The sequence below is a fragment of the Sphingomonas sp. genome (assembly GCF_036269755.1).
Classification (GTDB): Bacteria; Pseudomonadota; Alphaproteobacteria; order Sphingomonadales; family Sphingomonadaceae; genus Sphingomonas.
Genome location: NZ_DATBDV010000004.1, coordinates 133,913 through 152,871 on the forward strand (window position 1 = coordinate 133,913; position 18,959 = coordinate 152,871).

Here is an 18,959-nt window from a genome sequence, read left to right on the forward strand (position 1 = left end):
CGACGCGCATCAACCCGATTCTACGGAGAATTTGACGTGGCCACCGTGCTCGACCGCCCGACCGATTATGTCGTCAAGGATCTCTCGCTCGCCGATTTCGGCCGCGCCGAGATCAACATCGCCGAGACCGAAATGCCCGGCCTGATGGCGTTGCGCGAAGAATTCGGTAAGTCGCAGCCGCTCAAGGGTGCGCGCATCACCGGTTCGCTGCACATGACGATCCAGACCGCGGTGTTGATCGAGACGCTTACCACGCTCGGCGCGAATGTCCGTTGGGCGACCTGCAACATCTACTCGACCCAGGACCACGCCGCCGCCGCGATCGCCGCGACCGGCGTGCCGGTGTTCGCGATCAAGGGCGAGAGCCTCGCCGAATATTGGGACTATGTCGGCTCGATCTTCGATTGGGGCGACGAGACCTGCAACATGATCCTCGACGACGGCGGGGACGCCACCGCGTTCGCGCTGTGGGGCGCCAAGCTCGAGGCTGGTCATTCGTTCGCTGAGCCTGAGAACGAGGAAGAGATCGAGATGCAGCGCGCGGTGAAGGAATTCATCAAGCGCAAGCCCGGTTATCTCACCGAGACGGTCAAGAACATCAAGGGCGTGTCGGAAGAGACCACCACCGGCGTCCACCGCTTGTACGCGATCGCCAAGAAGGGCGAGCTGCCGTTCCCGGCGATCAACGTCAACGACAGCGTCACCAAGTCGAAGTTCGACAACCTTTATGGCTGCAAGGAATCGCTCGTCGACGCCATCCGTCGCGGCACCGACGTGATGCTCGCCGGTAAGGTCGCCTGCGTCGCCGGCTTCGGGGACGTCGGCAAGGGCTCGGCGGCGTCGCTACGCAATGGTGGTGCTCGCGTGCTGGTGACCGAGGTCGATCCGATCTGCGCACTGCAGGCGGCGATGGAAGGCTATGAAGTCGTGACGATGGAAGAAGCGGTGCAGCGCGCCGACATCTTCTGCACCGCGACCGGCAATGCCGACGTGATCACCGCCGAGCACATGAAGGGCATGAAGAACATGGCCATCGTCTGCAACATCGGTCACTTCGACAGCGAGATCCAGATCGCGGCCCTGTCGAACTACAAGTGGACCGAAGTGAAGCCGCAGGTCGATTTGGTCGAGTTCCCCGACGGCAAGCAGATCATCATCCTGTCCAAGGGCCGCCTGGTGAACCTCGGCAACGCGACCGGTCACCCGAGCTTCGTGATGTCGTCGAGCTTCACCAACCAGACGCTGGCGCAGATCGAGCTGTGGACCAAGTCGGAGCAGTACAAGAACGACGTCTATGTCCTGCCCAAGCATCTCGACGAGAAGGTCGCCGAACTGCACCTCGAGAAGCTGGGCGTGAAGCTGACCAAGCTCAGCCAGAAGCAGGCGGACTATATCGGCGTACCGGTCGAGGGGCCGTTCAAGCCGGATCACTACCGCTACTGAGCATCGCTCCGGCGAGCAAAATGCAAGCCGCGTCCGGTCACCGAGCGCGGCTTTTTTGTTGCCGCTTTGCAACACCTTGGGAATTTCAGTCTGCGGCGATTGAACTAGGGCAGCTTAGATGGCTTATTAATGACATCGCGGGGGCGACAACAAAGGGCCAGTGGGATGGTCCGCAACAAGGGGTTTTATCATGCACCTTCGTCGTGCGCGCAGCATCGTTCGACTTGCACTGTCGACCACTGCGATCATCGCCGCAATGACCTCGGCCGAGGCGTTCGCGCAGACCACGTCCACCGACGACCAGACCGCGACGCCTCCGGGCGTAACGCCGCCGCCGGGCAGCGCGACTCCGACTCCGACTCCTGCCAGTACGCAGGGCGGGGATGGCGATATCATCGTGACCGGATCACGCATCGCAACGAAGGGCTATGATTCGGCCCAGCCGACGATCGTTCTCGACAGCAAATCCATCGAGAGTCGTGGCTTTACCACGCTTGGCCAAGCGCTTAACGAGCTGCCGGCGTTCGGCGTGCCTGACTCGTCGCCGGTCGGTCTTCAGTCGAGCTTCGGTCCGGGTCAAAGCTTCGTCAACTTCTTCGGACTCGGTTCGCAGCGTACCTTGACGCTGGTCAACGGCCGTCGCTTCGTCGGGTCGAACACGGCGGCGATTTTCGGTCCAACCGGCCAAGGCGGCGACCAGGTCGATCTCAACATCATTCCGACCAAGCTGATCGATCGGGTCGAAACGATCGCGGTCGGCGGCGCGCCGATTTACGGCTCCGACGCCATCGCCGGCACGATCAACGTGATCCTGAAGAAAAAGTACGACGGCGTCGAGCTCGACGGCCAGTATCAGATTTCGGAATATGGTGACGCGCCGGATTACCGGATCCGGCTGCTTGCCGGGCATAACTTCTTGGGCGGCCGCGCCAATTTGACCTTCGCGGGCGAGTATAATGAGGGCAAGGGCCTTCTCTATACCGATCGCGGGCTGTCGGGGCAGGGGCGTTACTACGACACCGCGACGACGCCGGGATATGGCTTCACGCAAGAATTCTACCCCGATCGGCGCATCCCCGGGATCTCCGAGACGGGCATCCCCCTCGTCGGGCGTTACCTGTATGACGTGTTGGGCGTGAACTCGGTGCTTCCTCCGAAGTATCAGCAAGCCTTTTTCGGCGGTCCCTACTCGCCTGGCGTCAATGGCGGTGTTCCGGGCCAGCAACTCAAGTTCGACGCGAGCGGTAACCTGGTGCCGATCGATTTCGGGAAGACCACCAGCTTCACCAATGCGTCGGGCGGCAACGGCTTTTCCCTCACCGATCTGTCGAACCTGCTGACCAACACCAAGCGCTATAGCGGCATTGTGTTGGGGTCGTTCGACATCTCGTCGAACATCCGTCTGTTCGGCGAAGCCTGGTATTCGCATTCTGAAGGCACCAATCTGCGCGATCAGCCCGAATATAAATCGGGATTCTTCGATGCTCCCGGCGCGCCGGCGGGCGATGTCATCCTTAGCGTGAACAATCCGTTCCTGACGCCGGCCGCACGGGCGTCGATCATCCAGTCGATCAACGACAATGGCTGCTCGACCTTCTACACGCTCAGCGACCAGTGCCTCGGTTACACCGCGAACCAGAATTACTTCTATCTGGGCCGCGCTAACACCGATCTGGTGACGGGGCGCGTTCGCGGTCAGGTCAACATCGTCCGGTTCGTTGCGGGCGTGGATGGCTCTTTCAACGTGTTCGGCGACAAGACGTGGAACTGGGAAATCTATGGCAATTACGGCCGTTCGGTCACCGAGAGCCGGATCCCCACGATCGTCGAACAGAATTTCCTGAACGCGGCGGGCGCGATCACTGCGGCTAACCCGAATGGCATTCCGTGTTTGGCTGGCCTGACCAATTCGCCGGCGCCGACGGTAAGCTCGACCTGCGCGCCGCTCGATTTGTTCGGAACCAACGTCGCCAGCCAGGCGGCGAAGGACTACATTACCGGCATCGCCACGCCGCGCTCGGCAAACACGCAGAAGGATTTCCTCGCATCGTTGAGTGGACCGCTGTTCAAGCTGCCCGGTGGGGACTTCTCGTTCGCGCTCGGGTACGAGCATCGCGACGAGCATGAACGGTTCAACCCCGGGACCATCTTCCTCGGAGCGCCCGATAGCAATCCGTTGGTAGACACGAACGGGGACGGTGATCCGACTAACGATCGCACGTCGTACGGGCAGAACGTGCCGATCGCGCCGATCAACGCGGGCTACAACACCGACGAAGTATTCGGCGAGGTCAAGGCGCAGTTGATCGGACCGGATCAAAATATCCCGCTACTCAACATGCTGGAGTTCCAGGGTGCGGTTCGCTACGTCAATCACTCGGTCAATGGCGGGGCGGTCACCTTCACCGCCGGCGGCCGGTGGGCACCGGTGAAGGACCTCACGATCCGTGGGAACTTTACCCGGTCGATCCGTTCTCCTTCGATCACGGAGAGCCAGAACCCGGCCCAGTCGTACTTCGGGTTTGCGACCGATCCTTGCGATGTTGTCGGAAATCAAATCAACAACGGACCGGCACCAGCGACGCGCGCTGCCAACTGTAGGGCGGCACTGACGGCTGCCGGGCTGACGCCGGCGCAGATCGCGACTTACGATTCGTTTTCGGACGACCGCTCGTTCACGCAGGCCGTCGCCGGTGATACATCGCTGAAGAACGAAAAGGCCAATTCCTGGACGGTGGGCGCGATCTTCCAGCCGCGCTTCTTCCGCGGGTTCACGGTATCGGCTGACTATGTGAACATCCTGGTGAAGAACGTCATCTCGTCGCTTGGTGCCGATCAGGTTCTGAGCAATTGCTATGACGCGACGAACTATCCGAACAATCCGTTCTGCGCGCGTATCCGTCGCGACACGGCCGGTCAGCTGTCGTATATCGTGACCGGTTACGCCAATCAGGACCAGCTGCACTATCGCGGCATCGTCGCGTCGGGCGACTATCGTACGAGGACGCCGTTCCTCGGCGCCGACAGCGCGATCGGGCTGAACGTCAGTTACCAGCATCTGTTCGAGCTCTCGACCACGGCGCAGGGGACCAAGACCGAGACCGCTGGCGATGTCGGCTATTCGAAGGACAAGGGCGTCGCTACGCTTACGTACGAGAACAGCTGGTTCCAGTTCCTGACGCAGGTATCGTATATCGGGCCGGCGTATCAGGACATCAACAATGCCCCGACCTTCCGTCCCTTCAACCGCGAGCATGGCGTGGCGTTCGTCAACCTGGGCGTCTCGTTCGACGTCGCGAAGCGGTTCACGTTCCGTCTCAACGTCGACAACGTCTTCGGCCAGTTGCCCCCGTATCCGTCGAGCGGCACGAGCGACGTCTACTTCCGTGGGCTGCTTGGCCGGTTCTTCCGGGCTGGTGCGTCGGTCAAGTTCTGACCGATCGGATCATGACAACGAAGAAGGGCGGGATGGTCAGACCATCCCGCCCTTCTTCTGTTACCGAAAGGCTTCGTTAGATCACGCCGGATACAGGTTGCACGTCGCCCGCGCCGCGGTCGGCGACGGGTTGTAGATCTGCGCGAAGTCGCGGTTGTCGCGGACGATGAATGACGCGACATAGTGGATCCGCATGGTGCCGAACAGCCAGTTCCCGACCACCGGCTTGTAGAGGTAGTTGATCTCGACGAACATCACGCCGCCGTTGGTCGGAGCGCTGACGGAGCTGCCGGGATTCTCCGAATCGGCCATTCCCGTCGGCGCCGGCGTTCCAGCGTTCCCGCTGGTCGCATCGGTGCCCGCCGTGACGGTCGTCGTGTAGGTCGAATCGTATCCGGTGCCGGATTTCTGGCCGATGCAGCGCTGCCAGTGAATACGCTGGGTGCCCGACGAGTCCTTCTCGAGGCTCGACACGGTAATGCGGCCGTTGGTCGTCAATCCGATCCCCGCACCTTGATTACGCGCCGCCTGCAGCACGTCGTTCATGTCGACTTCGCGCAACTGCTCGATGTTCGAGTTGTTGAGCAGCCCGACGCGCGAGGCGTTGTCGGCGAGGTTGAGCGCGATCTGGCTGATCTTGAGGTTGATCAGCGCCTGGTTCGCGGTTTCGATCCCGTACATGCCGATCATCAGCACGATCGGCATCGCGAACGCGAATTCGAGCAGGGCGAGCCCGCTCGTGTCCTGCGCCAGCCGACCCGGCGTTTGGCGCAGCCGCGCCAGCGTCGAATGGAGCTTGGTCATCAGGTGCATACCGTCGCGGGCGTCACGGTCGTTTGCGACGCATAGGGCTGGTTCTTGAGCAACGTGCTGCCGGCAATCGTCTGCGTGCTCGGCCAACCGAACAGCCCCGCGACCGGGAACATCCGCGGGTATGTGACCGTCGCGGTGTACATCGTCACGTCGTTCGCGCCGCCCTGGCCGTTCAAGCCGGGATCGGCGTCCCAGGTGCCGTTGCCGTTGACGTCGGTATAGCACTCGCCGGTGTTGCGGACGCCGTTGCCGTTGGTGTCGACGAACGGTTCGGGTTTGATCACGCTGAACGTGTCGTAATTCTTGCGCGAGAAGACGATCGTGGCGTTGGCGGCGATGTTCTTGACCATCGCCGTTACCTTGGCGTCGATCGCCGCGGTGTTTTCCGCACCGCCCTGGATCGACGAATCGCGCGCTGCCTTTTGCAGCGCACCGTTGAGGATCGACTGCGCGTAGACCTGATATGCCAGGTCGCTGATCCCCATCAGCAGGATCATCATCACCGGCGCCACGATCGCGAATTCGACGATCGTCGCGCCGCGCGTATTGCGTGCAAGGGAGCGGAGCCGGCGCATCATTGCGAAATCCGGAGCAAGGCAACTTGCTTGGCAATATCCTGGAATGCAGCGTTGAGCGAAGCGTTGTCGCTGGCGTAATAGGACTTGCCGGGCGACGCGCAGGTCGTCAGCTCGCTGGTGAGGGTCTGCCCAAAGCCGATCACGAACACCTTGATGTTGCGCGCTTTCGCCGCCGCGCATTCGGCGAGGAAGCGCGCGTTGTGATCATCGGTATCGTTGCCGAGACCGGTCGTGCCCGTCACGCGCTTGTCGTAATATTCCATGCCGTACAGGCCATAGATGTTGTAGTTCGGCGCCATGTCGCCGTCGGTCATGAACACGATGTAGCGGTTGGGCGTATTGCGCCCCGGCCACGCCGCGGTGTCCGCCGCGAACACGCCGTTGGGCGAGATCATCCGCGTGCCCCAGATCATCCCGGTGTCATGGTACGTACCGCCCTGCGGCACGAAGTCGCTGGCGTTGACGTAGTTGCTGACATCGGAGCGGGTCATCACGGCGAGCCGCGACACCGGCTTGCCGCACGAGACATAGCCGCCGCTCAGATTGGTCGGCGACCCGGCCGAGGTCAGCGCCTGTACGTAGTTGCTACCAGTATAGGCATAGTCGCCGTAGACGTAGGGCGAGGGCGGCGTGGACGGTTTGCTGACGCTGCCGGAATAGTCATAGGTCGTGTTGTTGCCGCGATAATATTCGACGTCGGGCCACATCGGCGCCCATTTCTGGCTGTCGCTCGTCGGGTTGAGGTCGGGATTGAGGTCGTTCGGCAAATTGTTGATGTCGAAGCTCGACTGGCCGGCGCCCGACGAATCGATCGGCTCCTCGACGCAGCCCTGCCACTTGGTCGTCGATCCGTCGACCGCGCTGGGGTCGGTGACCGCGACGCCGGTCTTGAACTGGCTCGTGTTGAAATTAACCTGCTGATAGCGCCAGATCGGCTTGAGCGGCTGGGTGTACTCCACGCAGGTGCCGCCGCTGCCGGTGCTCCAGGTCGTCGTGATGTTTACTGCGGTGCCGTCCGTATTGTAGCCGGTGGCGGGCCAGCGCCCATTCATATTGCCGCACGGCGTTTGACCGACGCCGGTCTGCGTGACGTTGTATCCCGATCCGTTATTGGCGTCGCCGATGACTCGGCGCGACTGATAATTCCAGCTGTCGACGATATCGCCCTGCGGCAGCGAATAGCCGGCGTTGACCGTCGAGGTATAGGTCACGAACCCGTACCGAACGTGCGTGGTCGGATCGACGTTGGCTGCGATCGTGTCGTAGAAATTGAGCACCGCGGTGCGCAGCCCCGAAATCTTAGACCCCGAAACCTCGTGCGCGTGATAGCCGGTGGTGCCGTCGGGCCGCGTATAGCTGTCGACCGTGCCGCTGCACGACCCAGCCGCGGTGCACGCCATCGACCCCGTGGTGTCGAGCACGAACATGATGTCGGTATCGGCGATGTCGTAGCGGGCCTGACACGTCACGTTGAGCGTGACGTCGGGCATGTTGAACATCTTCATCAGCGACATCGGCACATTGGCGGACGCCACGCCCGAAACTTGCTGGTCGGTCGTCTTGGACGGGGTGAAACTGACCGAATTGGTCTTCATCCAGCCCGAATTGAAATTGTTGTTGAAGAAGGTGTTCGCTTCCGCAGTCGCAGTAGCGTCGAGGGTCGTCGAAGCCGACGACGTCATCGCCTTGCGCCCCGCAAGCACGCCGGCGTCGCAAGCCTGTTGCAGCCGCACCTTGACGACGTAGAGTCGCGCGGTGTCGATGCCCGAACCCACCAATGCGCAGATCGGGATGAGGGCGATCGCCATCATCGCGAGCGTGTTGCCGCTTACATCTCGGCGCAGACGCCCGAGAGTGCCTCGCCTTTGTCGGCTGTTCGATCCGATCATACTGCCCGTACCGCCCGATAAGGTCCCACGAGCCTGCGCTATGGAGGAGCAAGGGATAACCGGGGCTAAAGCGGAATGGTTAACGTTGCGGTGACGTCGATCGACGATCCGCAGCTTGCGCTGGTCCTAAGCTATGCGCCCGCGCCGCGCCGGGCGGGGCTCCGGGCGTTGCTCGCGCTCGATGCGGCGCTGGGACAAGTGTTGCGGACGACGCGCGAGCCGATGATCGGGCAAATGCGGCTGGCATGGTGGCGCGAGGCGCTGACGCGGCTCGATGCGGCACCGCCGCCGGGCGAGCCGGTGCTTCAGGCGCTGGCCGACGACGTCATGCCGCTTGGCGTGACCGGTGCAGCGCTCGCGACGATGATCGATGGCTGGGAGCCGTTGCTCGGGGAGCTCGGTGAGGCTGCGATTGCGGATCATGGACGCTGGCGCGGCCGCGTGCTGTTCGTACAAGCGGGGCGGCTGCTTGACGTCGGCGACGGCGATCCGGTCGAGATGGCGGGGGAGGGGTGGGCCCTCGCGGATCTCGCGACTCACTTCAGCGATCCCGCGCTCGCTGCCAAGGCCCGGGACGTCGCCATGCCGTTGCTGGCGAAGGCGGCCGGTCGACGCTGGAGCCGCAACGCCCGCGCGCTCGGTGCGCTGGCGCATATCGCGCGGCTCGATCTGGCGGGGCCGGCGACGCCATGGCGCGTCGCGCGGCTCGGTTGGCACCGGATCACCGGCCGCTAGCTTTTGCGCGACCGCAAAACGCGTTAGGCTCCCGCGAACAACAGCGGGAGAACGCGCGATGTGGCGATACCTGGCGGGGGCGGCGGCCGGTTTTCTGTTGGTGGTGGCGGGGATGATGCTCCAGGCGACTCGGCCCGGCGGCAAGGCGCCGCTCGCGGCGATGCCGGCGATCGCCACTCCCGCGGAGGCGCAGGATGCGGCCCCAGCCGTTCCCGAAGCGCTCCCCGCGACGCGCGAGCAAAAGCGCTTCGACCGTTACGACAAGGATCGCAACGGGTCGATCACGCGCGACGAATATCTCGCCGCACGGCACAAGGCGTTCGCCAAGCTCGATGTCGACGGCAACGGCACGCTGTCGTTCGACGAGTGGGCGGTCAAGGCCGAGACCAAGTTCGCGACCGCCGACAAGGACAGATCGGGCGCAATGAGCGCGGCCGAGTTCGCCACCACCGCAGTCAAGCGCAAGTCGCGCCCGCGCCCCAAATGCGTCGACAAGCCGGCGGCGGCACCGGCGGCGGACGAGCCCGCTGAGGACAGCTAGGGCGCGATCCACGCCGCCAGCGCGGCGCGCGCGCGGTCGGTGTACATCTTCTTGCGATCGGCCTTCTTGGTGCGCCCGGGGATCGGCGGCATCAGCCCGAAATTGACGTTCATCGGCTGGTAGGTCGCGGCCTCGGCGGCGCCCGTGATATGATGGAGCAGCGCACCGAGCGCCGTCTCGACCGGCGGGGGCGTCATGACGTCACCGCGCAACTCGGCGGCGGCGAACCGGCCTGCGAGCAACCCGATCGCCGCGCTTTCGACATAGCCTTCGCACCCGGTGATTTGCCCGGCGAAGCGGATATTGGGCCGCGACTTGAGCCGCAGCGTCGAGTCGAGCAGTTCGGGCGAGCGGATGAAGGTGTTGCGGTGCAGCCCGCCGAGCCGCGCGAACTCGGCATTCTCCAACCCCGGGATCGTTCGGAACAGCCGCACCTGCTCGGCGTGCTTGAGCTTGGTCTGGAACCCGACGATGTTCCACAACGTGGCCGAGGCATTGTCCTGGCGCAGCTGGACGACGGCGTAGGGCCAGCGGCCGGTCTTCGGATCGTCGAGCCCGACCCCCTTCATCGGGCCGAACCGCAGCGTTTCCGGCCCGCGCTCCGCCATCACTTCGATCGGCATGCAGCCTTCGAAGTACGGCGTGTCCTTTTCCCACTCGCGAAACTCGCCCTTTTCGCCGTCGATCAGCCCTTGGACGAAGGCGTGGTACTGATCCTTGTCCATCGGACAGTTGATGTAATCGTGCCCTTCACCTTTATTCCAGCGCGACTGGAACCAGGCAGTCTCCATGTCGATGCTGTCGCGATGGACGATCGGCGCGATCGCATCGAAGAAGGCGAGCGCGTCGCTGCCGGTCGCCGCGCCGATGCTCGCGGCAAGGCCGGGGGCGGTGAGCGGGCCGGTCGCGACGATCGCAAGCCCCTGGTCGGGCAGCGCATCGACGCGTTCGCGGACGATGGTGATGTTGGGGTGCACCGCCAGCCGCGCCGTCACCCCTTCCGAGAAACCGTCGCGATCGACCGCCAGCGCAGACCCCGCAGGCACCTTGTGGCGATCGCCCTCGCTCATGATGATCGACCGGAGGCCACGCATCTCGGCGTGGAGCAGCCCGACCGCATTGTTCTCGGCATCGTCCGAGCGGAAGCTGTTCGAACAGACTAGTTCGGCCAGCCCGTCGGTGTGATGCGCCGGCGTCATGTCGCCGGACCCGCGCATTTCCGACAATTTGACCCGCACGCCCGCCTCGGCGAGTTGCCACGCCGCTTCGGATCCGGCCAGCCCGCCGCCGATGATGTGAACCTGATGCGTCATGGCGAGGCGAGATGGCGGGGAGAGGCGAGCGCGTCAATCGCGGGCTTGCCCGCCCGGCGCGATGCCGTCATCTGTCGGGCATGACCATTCCGCTGCCCGTCACCGTCGCGCATCGCTGGTTGTTCGGCCTTGCCATCTTCGCGGGCGCGTCGTTCTGGCTGGCCATCCCGCCGGGCATTCCGCCGATCGCGCTGATCGCGTGGAAGGGGGCCGCGGTCGGGCTGCTGGCGGCGTGGGCGGCGCTCAATACGCACAACCGCGACGGCTGGCTGTTCGCTGCAGTGATGGCGTTCGGCGCGATCGGCGACGTGCTGCTCGAACTGAGCCAGATCGCCGGCGCGCTTGCGTTCCTTGCCGGGCATATCACTGCCACGATCCTCTACTGGCGTTATCGCCGCACGGCTCTGACGCCGAGCCAGCGCATATTGGCGCTGCTATTGCTGGTCGCGACACCGGCGATTGCATTCCTGCTGCCGAGCGACCGCACGGTGGCGATCGGCTTCGCGATCTATGCAATCGGCCTCGGCGCAATGGCGGCGAGCGCCTGGGCGAGCCGATTCCCGCGCTACAAGGTCGGGTTGGGCGCGGTGCTGTTCGTCGCATCCGACTTGCTGATTTTCGCGCGGATGGGTCCGCTCGCGAACTCGATGGCGCCGGGGCTGTTGATCTGGCCGCTCTACGTCGCGGGGCAGGTGCTGATCGCGCTCGGCGTGGTCACCACGCTCGTCAAATGGAAGAACGATGACGATCTACACCATCGGCTATGAAGCCACGACGATGGACGCGTTCCTCGCCGCGCTCAAGGCGGCGGGGGTCGAGCGGGTGATCGACGTTCGCGCGCTGCCGCTGTCGCGCCGGCCGGGCTTCTCGAAGAATTCGCTTGCGGCGACGCTCAAGGATGCCGGGATCGAATACATCCACCTCAAGGCGCTCGGCACGCCCAAGCCGGGCCGCGATGCGGCGAAGAAGGGCGACTGGCGGACGATGGAAGCGGTCTATGCCGGCCAGCTCCATCTGCCGGAAGCGCAGGCCGAAGCGGCGCGGATGCGCGATCTTGCGGCGGAAAAGCCATCGGCGCTGTTGTGTTTCGAGCGCGACCCGCAGCATTGCCACCGCACGATGCTGCTGCGCGAGGAAGGCGAGGGCGAAGAGGTCGTCGACCTGTTCGCCTAGCGCACCGCGAGGCTAACCGGCGACCGGCAGGCGGACATTGCCCTCATCGTCGCGCTCGAGCGGGCTGTAGGCAACGACCACCTCGAGCGGCATCGCGCCGTAGATGTGCGGGAACAGCGCGCCGCCGCGCGATTCCTCCCAGCGCACGGCGTCGCCGAGCGCTTCGAGATCGATCGCGGCTACCCATAGATCGCTCTGCCCGGCGAAATGCTTGTCGACCGTCTCCGTCAGCTGATCACGCGTCGACAGGTGGATATAGCCGTCGGCCAGGTCGACCGGTGCGCCCTGGAAGGCATCCGCCTCCAGGTCGCGCATCTGCTCCGCGGTCAGCACCTTGTACGCCGTCGTCGGGCGCGCGGACGCGACGGGGCTCATTCGCCATCCTCCGGACCCGCGGCGCTATCTTCCGCCGTGTCCGCACCGCTATCGGGCGCGATCTCGCGATCTTCGGGCAAGGTCAGGTCGGCTTCGGCGTCGCCTTCGCTTTCCTCGATCCGAGCCGCGGAGACGACGTGTTCGTCGTCGGCGACGTTGAACAGCCGCACGCCCGCCGAGTTGCGCCCGATCACGCGTAGATCGCCGAGCGACATGCGGATCAGCTTGGCCTGGTCGGTAACCAGCATCAGCTGATGCCCCTTGCTCGCCGGGAAGCTGGCGACGACCGGGCCGTTGCGCGCGATATTGTCGATGTTGGTGATGCCCTGGCCGCCGCGGCCGGTGCGGCGATATTCGTACGCCGACGACAGCTTGCCATAGCCGTTGGCGCACACCGTCAGGATGAATTGCTCTTTGGCCTTGAGCTCCTCGAACCGCGCCTGGTCGCGCATCTCGCCGTCCTTCTCCGGCTTCCAGGGCGCGAAGCGAAGATACTCCTCGCGCTCTTCCTGATCGCGAACTCCGACGCGGTGAAGGATCGACAGCGAGATCACTTGGTCGCCCCTGCCGAGCCGCATGCCGCGCACGCCCGTCGAGTTGCGGCTCTGAAACGCGCGCACGTCGTCGCCTGCGAAGCGGATCGCCTTGCCCTGGCGCGTCGCCAGCAGGACGTCGTCCTCGTCGTCGAGCAATGCGACGCCGATCAGCCGGTCATCCTCGTCCTCCCCCTCGAACTTCATCGCGATCTTGCCGTTCGACGGTACGTTGGTGAACGCGTCCATCGAGTTGCGGCGCACCGATCCCTTGGCCGTCGCGAACATGACGTGGAGCTTGCCCCACTCATTCTCGTCCTCGGGCAGCGGCAGCACGGTCGAGATCGCCTCGCCTTCGGCCAGCGGGAGGAGGTTGATCATCGGCCGCCCACGCGTGTTGGCGCCTCCTTCGGGCAGGCGCCACACCTTCATCCGGTACACGCGGCCGAGCGTCGAGAAGAACAGCACCGGCGTGTGCGTGCTCGTCACGAACATCTCGGTGACGACGTCTTCTTCCTTGGTCGCCATCCCGGCGCGGCCCTTGCCGCCGCGGTTCTGCGCGCGGAACGTGTCGAGCGTCGTGCGCTTGATATAGCCCTGCATGGTCACGGTGACGACCATCTCTTCGCGCTCGATCAGGTCCTCATCCTCGATTCCGTCGGCCGCGGCGGCGATTTCGGTACGGCGCGGGGTCGCGAACTGCTCACGGACGTCGACCAGTTCCTCGCGCATCACTTCGTACAGCCGCACGCGGTTGGCGAGAATCTCGAGCAGTTCGGCGATCGACGAAGCGAGCTGCTGCAACTCGCCTCCGATCTCGTCGCGGCCGAGCGCGGTGAGGCGGTGGAGCCGCAGATCGAGGATTGCGCGAACCTGGAGGTCCGACAAGCGATATGTGTCGCCGGTCACCTCGACGTCGGTCGCCTCGACCAGCCGGATGTACGACGCGATCTCGGCGATCGGCCATTCGCGCATCAGCAACGCGTTGCGCGCTTCGATCGGGCTCGCCGAGCCGCGAATGATGCGAACCATCTCGTCGAGGTTGGTGACCGCGATCACGAGGCCGAGCAACAGATGCGCCCGGTCGCGCGCCTTGGCGAGCTCGAACTTCGAGCGGCGGGTGATGACTTGCTCGCGGAACTGGATGAACGCCTGGATGAAATCGCGCAGGTTGAGCAGTTCGGGTCGCCCGCCGCGGATCGCGAGCATGTTGGCGGGGAAAGATCCTTGCGCTGGGGTGTGGCGCCACAATTGGTTGAGCACGACCTCGGTCGTCGCGTCGCGTTTCAGGTCGATGACGACTCGCACGCCCTCGCGGTTCGACTCGTCGCGGATGTCGCTGACACCCTCGATGCGCTTGTCCTTGGCGGCTTCGGCGATCTTTTCGACCAGCGCGTTCTTGCCCTGCTGATAGGGGATTTCGGTGAGCACGATCGAGCGGCGGTCGTTGCGGCCTTCCTCGATCTTGTAGCGCGAACGCAGCACGACCGAACCGCGCCCGGTTTCGTAGGCCGAGCGGCACCCGCTGCGCCCGAGGATGATCGCGCCCGTCGGGAAGTCCGGCCCCGGCACGATCTCCATCAGTTCCTCGGTGGTGATCGCTCCATTGTCCATATACGCCAGGCACGCGTTGATCACTTCGCCCAGATTGTGCGGGGGGATGTTGGTCGCCATGCCGACCGCGATGCCGCCGGCGCCGTTGACCAGCAGGTTGGGGAAGCGCGCGGGGAGGACCGAAGGCTCGCTTTCCGATCCGTCGTAATTGGGGACGAAATCGACCGTGTCCTTGTCGAGATCCTCCATCAGGAACCCGGCCGACTTGGCCAGCCGCGCTTCGGTGTAGCGCATGGCCGCGGCGGGATCGGGGTCCATTGATCCGAAATTGCCTTGGCCGTCGATCAGCGGCAGCCGCATCGCCCAATCCTGGGTCATCCGCGCCAGCGCCTCGTAGATCGAGCTGTCGCCGTGCGGGTGATACTTACCGATCACGTCGCCGACGATGCGGGCGGACTTGCGGTAGGGGCGGTTGTAATAGAACCCGCTTTCCTGCGCGGAGAACAGGATGCGGCGATGCACCGGCTTCAATCCGTCGCGCACGTCGGGCAGCGCACGGGCGACGATCACGCTCATCGCGTAATCGAGATAGCTCGTCTTCATCTCGTCGACGATGGAGATCGGGGTAATGTCCGAGGGGTCGGCGAGGACGGTCTCGTCGGTCAAATCACTGCTGCTTTCAGGTAATGTTGCGGTTGAGTGACGATATAGGCCTCCGCACAGCCGATGTCACGCGTGCGCGCGTACGCGCGCGAGGAATTCGCCCCAGAGGAGCCGGCGCGTTCATTCAATTCGCGTTCAGCCAGGATTGGCCAGTGCGACCCGCCACGCGCCTTGAACCGCCGTTGCTCCGTGGTTAGAGCGCTGGCGACAGGCCGCGCGCCGATGAGGAGAGTTTGATGAAGAGGATTTCGACCGCTGTGCTGAGCGCGGCACTCGTCGCTGGCATGGCCGGTGTTGCGTATACGCCGGCCGCCTTCGCGAAGAAAAAGGAGGATGCCAAGCCCACCGGTCCGCAAGTCAGTCCGGCCTTCGGTGCCGCCTTCAACAAGGCGAAAGCCGCGTTCACCGCAAAGGACGATGCGACCGCTGAAGCGGCGACGGTCGAAGCCGAGGGACTGGCAAAGAGCGATGACGAAAAATATTATGCCAGCACGCTGCGCCTCCAGCTGAATACCACGCGGGTCGCGGCTGCCGCGCAGAGCACCAACGGCGTCTTCGATTCGACCCCGATGATTGCGCCGCTCGACGCGCTGATCGCAAATCCGATTACGCCAGCGGACCTGCGCACCAAGTTCGAGTTCAGCCGCGCTACGATTGCGTTCGACCAGAAGCATTGGGCGCAGGCGATCGACTTGTTCACCAAAGCCAGGGCGGGGGGCTCGGCCGAGCCCAACCTCGATTACTATCTCGCCAGGGCGAAGGTCGAGAGCGGCGACGTCGCGGGCGGCATGGCGGATCTCGACAAGGTGTTTGCATCGGGCAAGCCGCAGACCGACGATTTCTACCGCTATGCGATCGCGCGGTCGAATCAGGGCGGGCTCCACGGCGAAACCTTCAAGTGGCTCCAGCGCTGGGTGAGCGCCTATCCGACGTCGAAGACGTGGCACACCGCGATCGGCTTTTATGGTTTCAGCCAGCAGCCGTTGGCCAAGCTCGACAAGCGCCAGCAAGTCGACCTGTTCCGCCTGATGCGCCAGGCCCATGCGCTCGCCGACCAAAGCGAATATGAGGAATATGCCCAGAAGGTGACCGATATCGGTCTGCCCGACGAAACCAAGGCGGTGATCGCCGAGGGCAAGGCGGCGGGGAAGATCCCGACGCCGTCGAGCTCGAACATTTCGGCGCTAGTCAGCTCTTCCACGGCGCAGATCGCGGCCGAAGGATCGTTCGACGCACTGGCGCGCAAGGCGGCGGCGTCGCCCAATGGTGCGCTGTCGGCGCAAACCGGCGACGCCTATCTCGGCCGCAGCGACTATGCCAACGCGATCACGCTCTATCGTCAGGCGCTCGCCAAGGGCGGGGTCAACGCCGACGAGGTCAACACGCATCTCGGCATCGCGCTGGCGCTGTCGGGCGACAAGGCGGGCGCGAAGACCGCGTTTGCCGCGGTGACCGGCGCGCCGCGCAGCGACATTGCGGCGTTCTGGACGACCTGGCTCGATCATCCGCCGACAAGCTGAGACTTGAGTTGGACGGCGCCAGCCGCTCCGGGCTGGTGCGGGACATGTTGCGGCGTTTGCCGCAACAGCGAAAGCGTCGCGGCCGGTGGACGGTCGCCCCTTTCTATTTCTTCCCGACCGGAATGCCGGGTTCGTGCTTCGACGTGCGGATCGTCAGCGACGTCTTCACGCTGGCGACGTTGGGCGCCGGCGTCAGGTGCGTCGTCAGGATGTCCTGAAAGCCGCGAAGGTCGCCGGCGACGATCTTCAGGATGAAGTCGATCTCGCCATTGAGCATGTGGCATTCGCGGATTTCCGGGATCGTCGCGACGTGTGCCTCGAACGCCGCAAGGTCACGCTCTGCCTGGCTCTTGAGGCTGACCATCGCGAACACCGTGATCGGGTAACCCAGCGTCGCCGGGTCCAGCTCGGCGTGATAACCGGTGATCGCGCCAGCTTCCTCGAGCGCGCGGACTCGGCGCAGGCACGGCGGCGCGGTCAACCCGACGCGGTCGGCGAGCTCGACATTGGTCATTCGTCCATCGGCCTGCAGCAACGACAAGATTTGCCGGTCGATCCGATCCAACGCCATTGTCTTCTCTCCGGATTTTTTAGGCGAGCCTTCTTGCGGCTAAGCATAATATAATTGCGGCGCGACGCAATCGTCCCACATTGCGACGCGCCAAAATGAAGCGTTGTCGGCAGCGCGCGGGCGGTTAAGAAATGATTGACGGCGCGGATCGGCGCGTCGCCAGGACGGACCCGGATCTTTGCGCTTCGACGACAGCCTCGACACGGTTCTGGCCGCCGACACGGCGACTCCGTTCGGCGCGCAAAGCGCTTGGCGCCAGCTGACGGATTTGATCGGGCGGGGCCGAGCGCCGGCGATGCCGGAGGCGATCAAGCGGCTGCGCTCGATTCGCGGGCAAGTGCCGCCGCCGGTGCGCTCGGCGAGCGCGCGGGGCCTCGCTTTCGCGCAGCCGCCCGCGGCCTTGGTCGGGCTGTTCGGCGAGGACGAGCCGGCGATCGCCGCGCCGGTGCTGTCGACTGCGCGGCTTAGCGCCGACGAATGGGTAGCGTTGATCCCAGCCTTGCCACCGGCGTCGCGCTCACTGCTTCGCCATCGGCGCGACTTGCCGGCGGCAGCGGTGCGTGCGCTCGACAGCTATGGCGCCGCCGACTTCGCGCTGCCGCAACCCGATGGCGCGGCGCCATCGGAGGCACCGGCAATTCCATTGCTCGCTGAGCCGTCTGACCCTATCGCACCGCCCGATCCGGCCGGGCCATTCGCGATTGCCGAACTCGTCGCGCGGCTCGACGCCTATCAACGCGATCATGGCGACCTCAATCGCCCGCCGCGCCCCCCGGTCGGCGCGGCCCCCGTCGATCATTTCTGTTTCGAGACAGACGCGACCGGCACGATTCGCTGGGTCGACGGCCCGCCGCGCGAGCCGTTGGTCGGCGTGCTGCTCGGCGCCGGCTCGGCGCAGGTCGATGGCGTCGCGTCGGGCGCGTTCCGTCGCCGTGCGCCATTTGCGGACGCCAGGCTGGTGATCGCGGGGAACTCCACCGCGGCGGGCGACTGGCAGCTCTCGGCGACGCCTGCGTTCGAGCCGATCAGCGGCCGCTTCACCGGCTATCGCGGCATCGCCCGCCGCCCGCGGTCCGACGAGCGGGCCGAACCGGTCATGCTCCGCCGCCCGGCCGCCGAAGCATTGCGCGCGCTGGTCCACGAATTGCGCACGCCGACCAACGCGATCTCCGGGTTCGCGGAGATGATCGAAGCGCAAGTGCTGGGCCCGGCGCCGGAACCCTATCGCGAACGCGCCGCCGTAATCCGCGGCAGCACGCGCGAACTGCTCGACGCGATCGACGATGTCGATACTGCCGCGCGGCTCGAGCAACGCGCGCTGGTATTGCGGCCGGGGAGGGTGGCGCTCGCTCCGTTGCTGTCGCGGATCGTCGGCGACCTCGAGCCGCTGATGCGGCTCCGCGGCGCCGTGGTCGATCTCCGCTCCACCTCCCAAGAACTGGACATCGCCGGGGACGATATCGCGGTCGCGCGGATCGTCGGCCGCTTGCTTGGACTCGCGGTCGGGGCATGCGCGCCGGACGAACGCCTGGCGGTCGCGACGGCGCGCGACGGCAACATGGTCGCGCTGACCATCGACCTGCCACGCGCTTTCGCCGGCCGTGCAGGCGACGATCTCTATCGGCTCGACGACCAGGGCGAGGGCGCGCCCTTGCTCGGTGCAGGTTTCGCACTGCGGCTGGCGCGCAACCTCGCGGTCGAGCTGCGCGGCGGCCTCACCATCGCCGACGATCGCTTGACATTGCGGCTGCCGGCGGCGTTGGATCGGGATGTGGGGCAGCTTTCCAACTGACGTGACTCGCGACGCCCCCCAAGCCGGGTT

Annotated in this window: 15 protein-coding genes; 8 read left to right on the forward strand and 7 right to left on the reverse strand. The window is 64.9% G+C overall.

Going from position 1 to position 18,959, the window contains the following annotated elements; all coding sequences use genetic code 11:
• The first annotated feature begins 36 nt into the window (after positions 1–36).
• Positions 37–1,443, forward strand: coding sequence for an adenosylhomocysteinase (ahcY, locus tag VH326_RS03055; RefSeq protein WP_329630323.1), 1,407 nt, complete (start codon positions 37–39; stop codon positions 1,441–1,443).
• 190 nt (positions 1,444–1,633) lie between these two features.
• Positions 1,634–4,879, forward strand: a complete 3,246-nt coding sequence (locus tag VH326_RS03060) for a TonB-dependent receptor domain-containing protein (RefSeq protein ID WP_329630324.1) — start codon at positions 1,634–1,636, stop codon at positions 4,877–4,879.
• Between the two features lie 81 nt (positions 4,880–4,960).
• On the opposite strand, the gene VH326_RS03065 is transcribed toward VH326_RS03060, so the two are convergent.
• Genes VH326_RS03065 through VH326_RS03075 form a run of 3 tightly spaced genes read right to left on the reverse strand, consistent with a single transcriptional unit; the run spans position 4,961 to position 8,159 of the window.
• On the reverse strand, positions 4,961–5,683 hold the full coding sequence (locus tag VH326_RS03065; RefSeq protein WP_329630325.1) for a hypothetical protein: 723 nt from the start codon (positions 5,681–5,683) through the stop codon (positions 4,961–4,963).
• A complete protein-coding gene (locus tag VH326_RS03070; protein ID WP_329630326.1) occupies positions 5,683–6,267 on the reverse strand; it encodes a TadE/TadG family type IV pilus assembly protein in 585 nt (194 codons plus the stop codon). Before VH326_RS03070 ends, VH326_RS03065 begins: the two co-directional genes overlap by 1 nt.
• Positions 6,267–8,159 carry a TadE/TadG family type IV pilus assembly protein gene (locus tag VH326_RS03075; protein ID WP_329630327.1) on the reverse strand — a complete coding sequence of 631 codons (1,893 nt, stop codon included), beginning with the start codon at positions 8,157–8,159 and terminating at the stop codon, positions 6,267–6,269. Before VH326_RS03075 ends, VH326_RS03070 begins: the two co-directional genes overlap by 1 nt.
• Positions 8,160–8,234: 75 nt before the next feature.
• Here VH326_RS03075 and VH326_RS03080 point away from each other — a divergent pair, with 75 nt between their 5' ends.
• Positions 8,235–8,894: a squalene/phytoene synthase family protein gene (locus VH326_RS03080; protein WP_329630328.1), complete on the forward strand. Its 660-nt coding sequence runs from the start codon at positions 8,235–8,237 to the stop codon at positions 8,892–8,894.
• Between the two features lie 58 nt (positions 8,895–8,952).
• Positions 8,953–9,435: an EF-hand domain-containing protein gene (locus VH326_RS03085; protein ID WP_329630329.1), complete on the forward strand. Its 483-nt coding sequence runs from the start codon at positions 8,953–8,955 to the stop codon at positions 9,433–9,435.
• On the opposite strand, the gene trmFO is transcribed toward VH326_RS03085, so the two are convergent.
• Positions 9,432–10,748, reverse strand: coding sequence for a methylenetetrahydrofolate--tRNA-(uracil(54)-C(5))-methyltransferase (FADH(2)-oxidizing) TrmFO (gene trmFO / locus VH326_RS03090; protein ID WP_329630330.1), 1,317 nt, complete (start codon positions 10,746–10,748; stop codon positions 9,432–9,434). The genes VH326_RS03085 and trmFO overlap by 4 nt on opposite strands.
• A gap of 80 nt (positions 10,749–10,828) precedes the next feature.
• Between trmFO and VH326_RS03095 the strand changes: the two genes are divergently transcribed.
• Together VH326_RS03095 and VH326_RS03100 are read left to right on the forward strand one after the other, a co-directional pair.
• Positions 10,829–11,515, forward strand: a complete 687-nt coding sequence (locus tag VH326_RS03095) for a lysoplasmalogenase (RefSeq protein ID WP_329630331.1) — start codon at positions 10,829–10,831, stop codon at positions 11,513–11,515.
• Positions 11,490–11,921 (forward strand): DUF488 domain-containing protein, encoded by a 432-nt coding sequence (locus VH326_RS03100; protein ID WP_329630332.1) that lies wholly within the window; start codon positions 11,490–11,492, stop codon positions 11,919–11,921. Before VH326_RS03095 ends, VH326_RS03100 begins: the two co-directional genes overlap by 26 nt.
• 12 nt (positions 11,922–11,933) lie before the next feature.
• Here VH326_RS03100 and VH326_RS03105 read toward each other — a convergent pair whose 3' ends face one another.
• Both VH326_RS03105 and gyrA read right to left on the reverse strand, forming a co-directional pair.
• Entirely contained in the window at positions 11,934–12,296 is a 363-nt protein-coding gene (locus VH326_RS03105; RefSeq protein ID WP_329630333.1) for a DUF952 domain-containing protein, read from the reverse strand.
• On the reverse strand, positions 12,293–15,049 hold the full coding sequence (gyrA, locus tag VH326_RS03110; protein WP_329630334.1) for a DNA gyrase subunit A: 2,757 nt from the start codon (positions 15,047–15,049) through the stop codon (positions 12,293–12,295). Before gyrA ends, VH326_RS03105 begins: the two co-directional genes overlap by 4 nt.
• 233 nt (positions 15,050–15,282) lie before the next feature.
• On the opposite strand from gyrA, the gene VH326_RS03115 reads away from it, so the two are divergent.
• A complete protein-coding gene (locus tag VH326_RS03115) occupies positions 15,283–16,566 on the forward strand; it encodes a hypothetical protein (protein WP_329630335.1) in 1,284 nt (427 codons plus the stop codon).
• 103 nt (positions 16,567–16,669) lie between these two features.
• Here the strand turns inward: VH326_RS03115 and VH326_RS03120 are convergent, their stop codons facing one another.
• Positions 16,670–17,137, reverse strand: coding sequence for an Lrp/AsnC family transcriptional regulator (locus tag VH326_RS03120; protein WP_329630336.1), 468 nt, complete (start codon positions 17,135–17,137; stop codon positions 16,670–16,672).
• Positions 17,138–17,315: 178 nt separating this feature from the next.
• Between VH326_RS03120 and VH326_RS03125 the strand changes: the two genes are divergently transcribed.
• Entirely contained in the window at positions 17,316–18,929 is a 1,614-nt protein-coding gene (locus tag VH326_RS03125) for a histidine kinase dimerization/phospho-acceptor domain-containing protein (protein ID WP_329630337.1), read from the forward strand.
• The last annotated feature ends 30 nt before the right edge of the window (positions 18,930–18,959 follow it).

What these genes read in the sequence shown, in the direction of transcription:
- VH326_RS03075 (WP_329630327.1), bottom strand. Translation starts at nt 8,159, where the DNA reads ATGATCGGATCGAACAGCCGACAAAGGCGAGGCACTCTCGGGCGTCTG.
- VH326_RS03115 (WP_329630335.1), top strand. Translation starts at nt 15,283, where the DNA reads ATGAAGAGGATTTCGACCGCTGTGCTGAGCGCGGCACTCGTCGCTGGC.
- VH326_RS03080 (WP_329630328.1), top strand. Translation starts at nt 8,235, where the DNA reads ATGGTTAACGTTGCGGTGACGTCGATCGACGATCCGCAGCTTGCGCTG.
- VH326_RS03120 (WP_329630336.1), bottom strand. Translation starts at nt 17,137, where the DNA reads ATGGCGTTGGATCGGATCGACCGGCAAATCTTGTCGTTGCTGCAGGCC.
- VH326_RS03065 (WP_329630325.1), bottom strand. Translation starts at nt 5,683, where the DNA reads ATGACCAAGCTCCATTCGACGCTGGCGCGGCTGCGCCAAACGCCGGGT.
- VH326_RS03070 (WP_329630326.1), bottom strand. Translation starts at nt 6,267, where the DNA reads ATGCGCCGGCTCCGCTCCCTTGCACGCAATACGCGCGGCGCGACGATC.
- VH326_RS03095 (WP_329630331.1), top strand. Translation starts at nt 10,829, where the DNA reads ATGACCATTCCGCTGCCCGTCACCGTCGCGCATCGCTGGTTGTTCGGC.
- trmFO (WP_329630330.1), bottom strand. Translation starts at nt 10,748, where the DNA reads ATGACGCATCAGGTTCACATCATCGGCGGCGGGCTGGCCGGATCCGAA.
- VH326_RS03085 (WP_329630329.1), top strand. Translation starts at nt 8,953, where the DNA reads ATGTGGCGATACCTGGCGGGGGCGGCGGCCGGTTTTCTGTTGGTGGTG.
- VH326_RS03100 (WP_329630332.1), top strand. Translation starts at nt 11,490, where the DNA reads ATGACGATCTACACCATCGGCTATGAAGCCACGACGATGGACGCGTTC.
- VH326_RS03105 (WP_329630333.1), bottom strand. Translation starts at nt 12,296, where the DNA reads ATGAGCCCCGTCGCGTCCGCGCGCCCGACGACGGCGTACAAGGTGCTG.
- VH326_RS03060 (WP_329630324.1), top strand. Translation starts at nt 1,634, where the DNA reads ATGCACCTTCGTCGTGCGCGCAGCATCGTTCGACTTGCACTGTCGACC.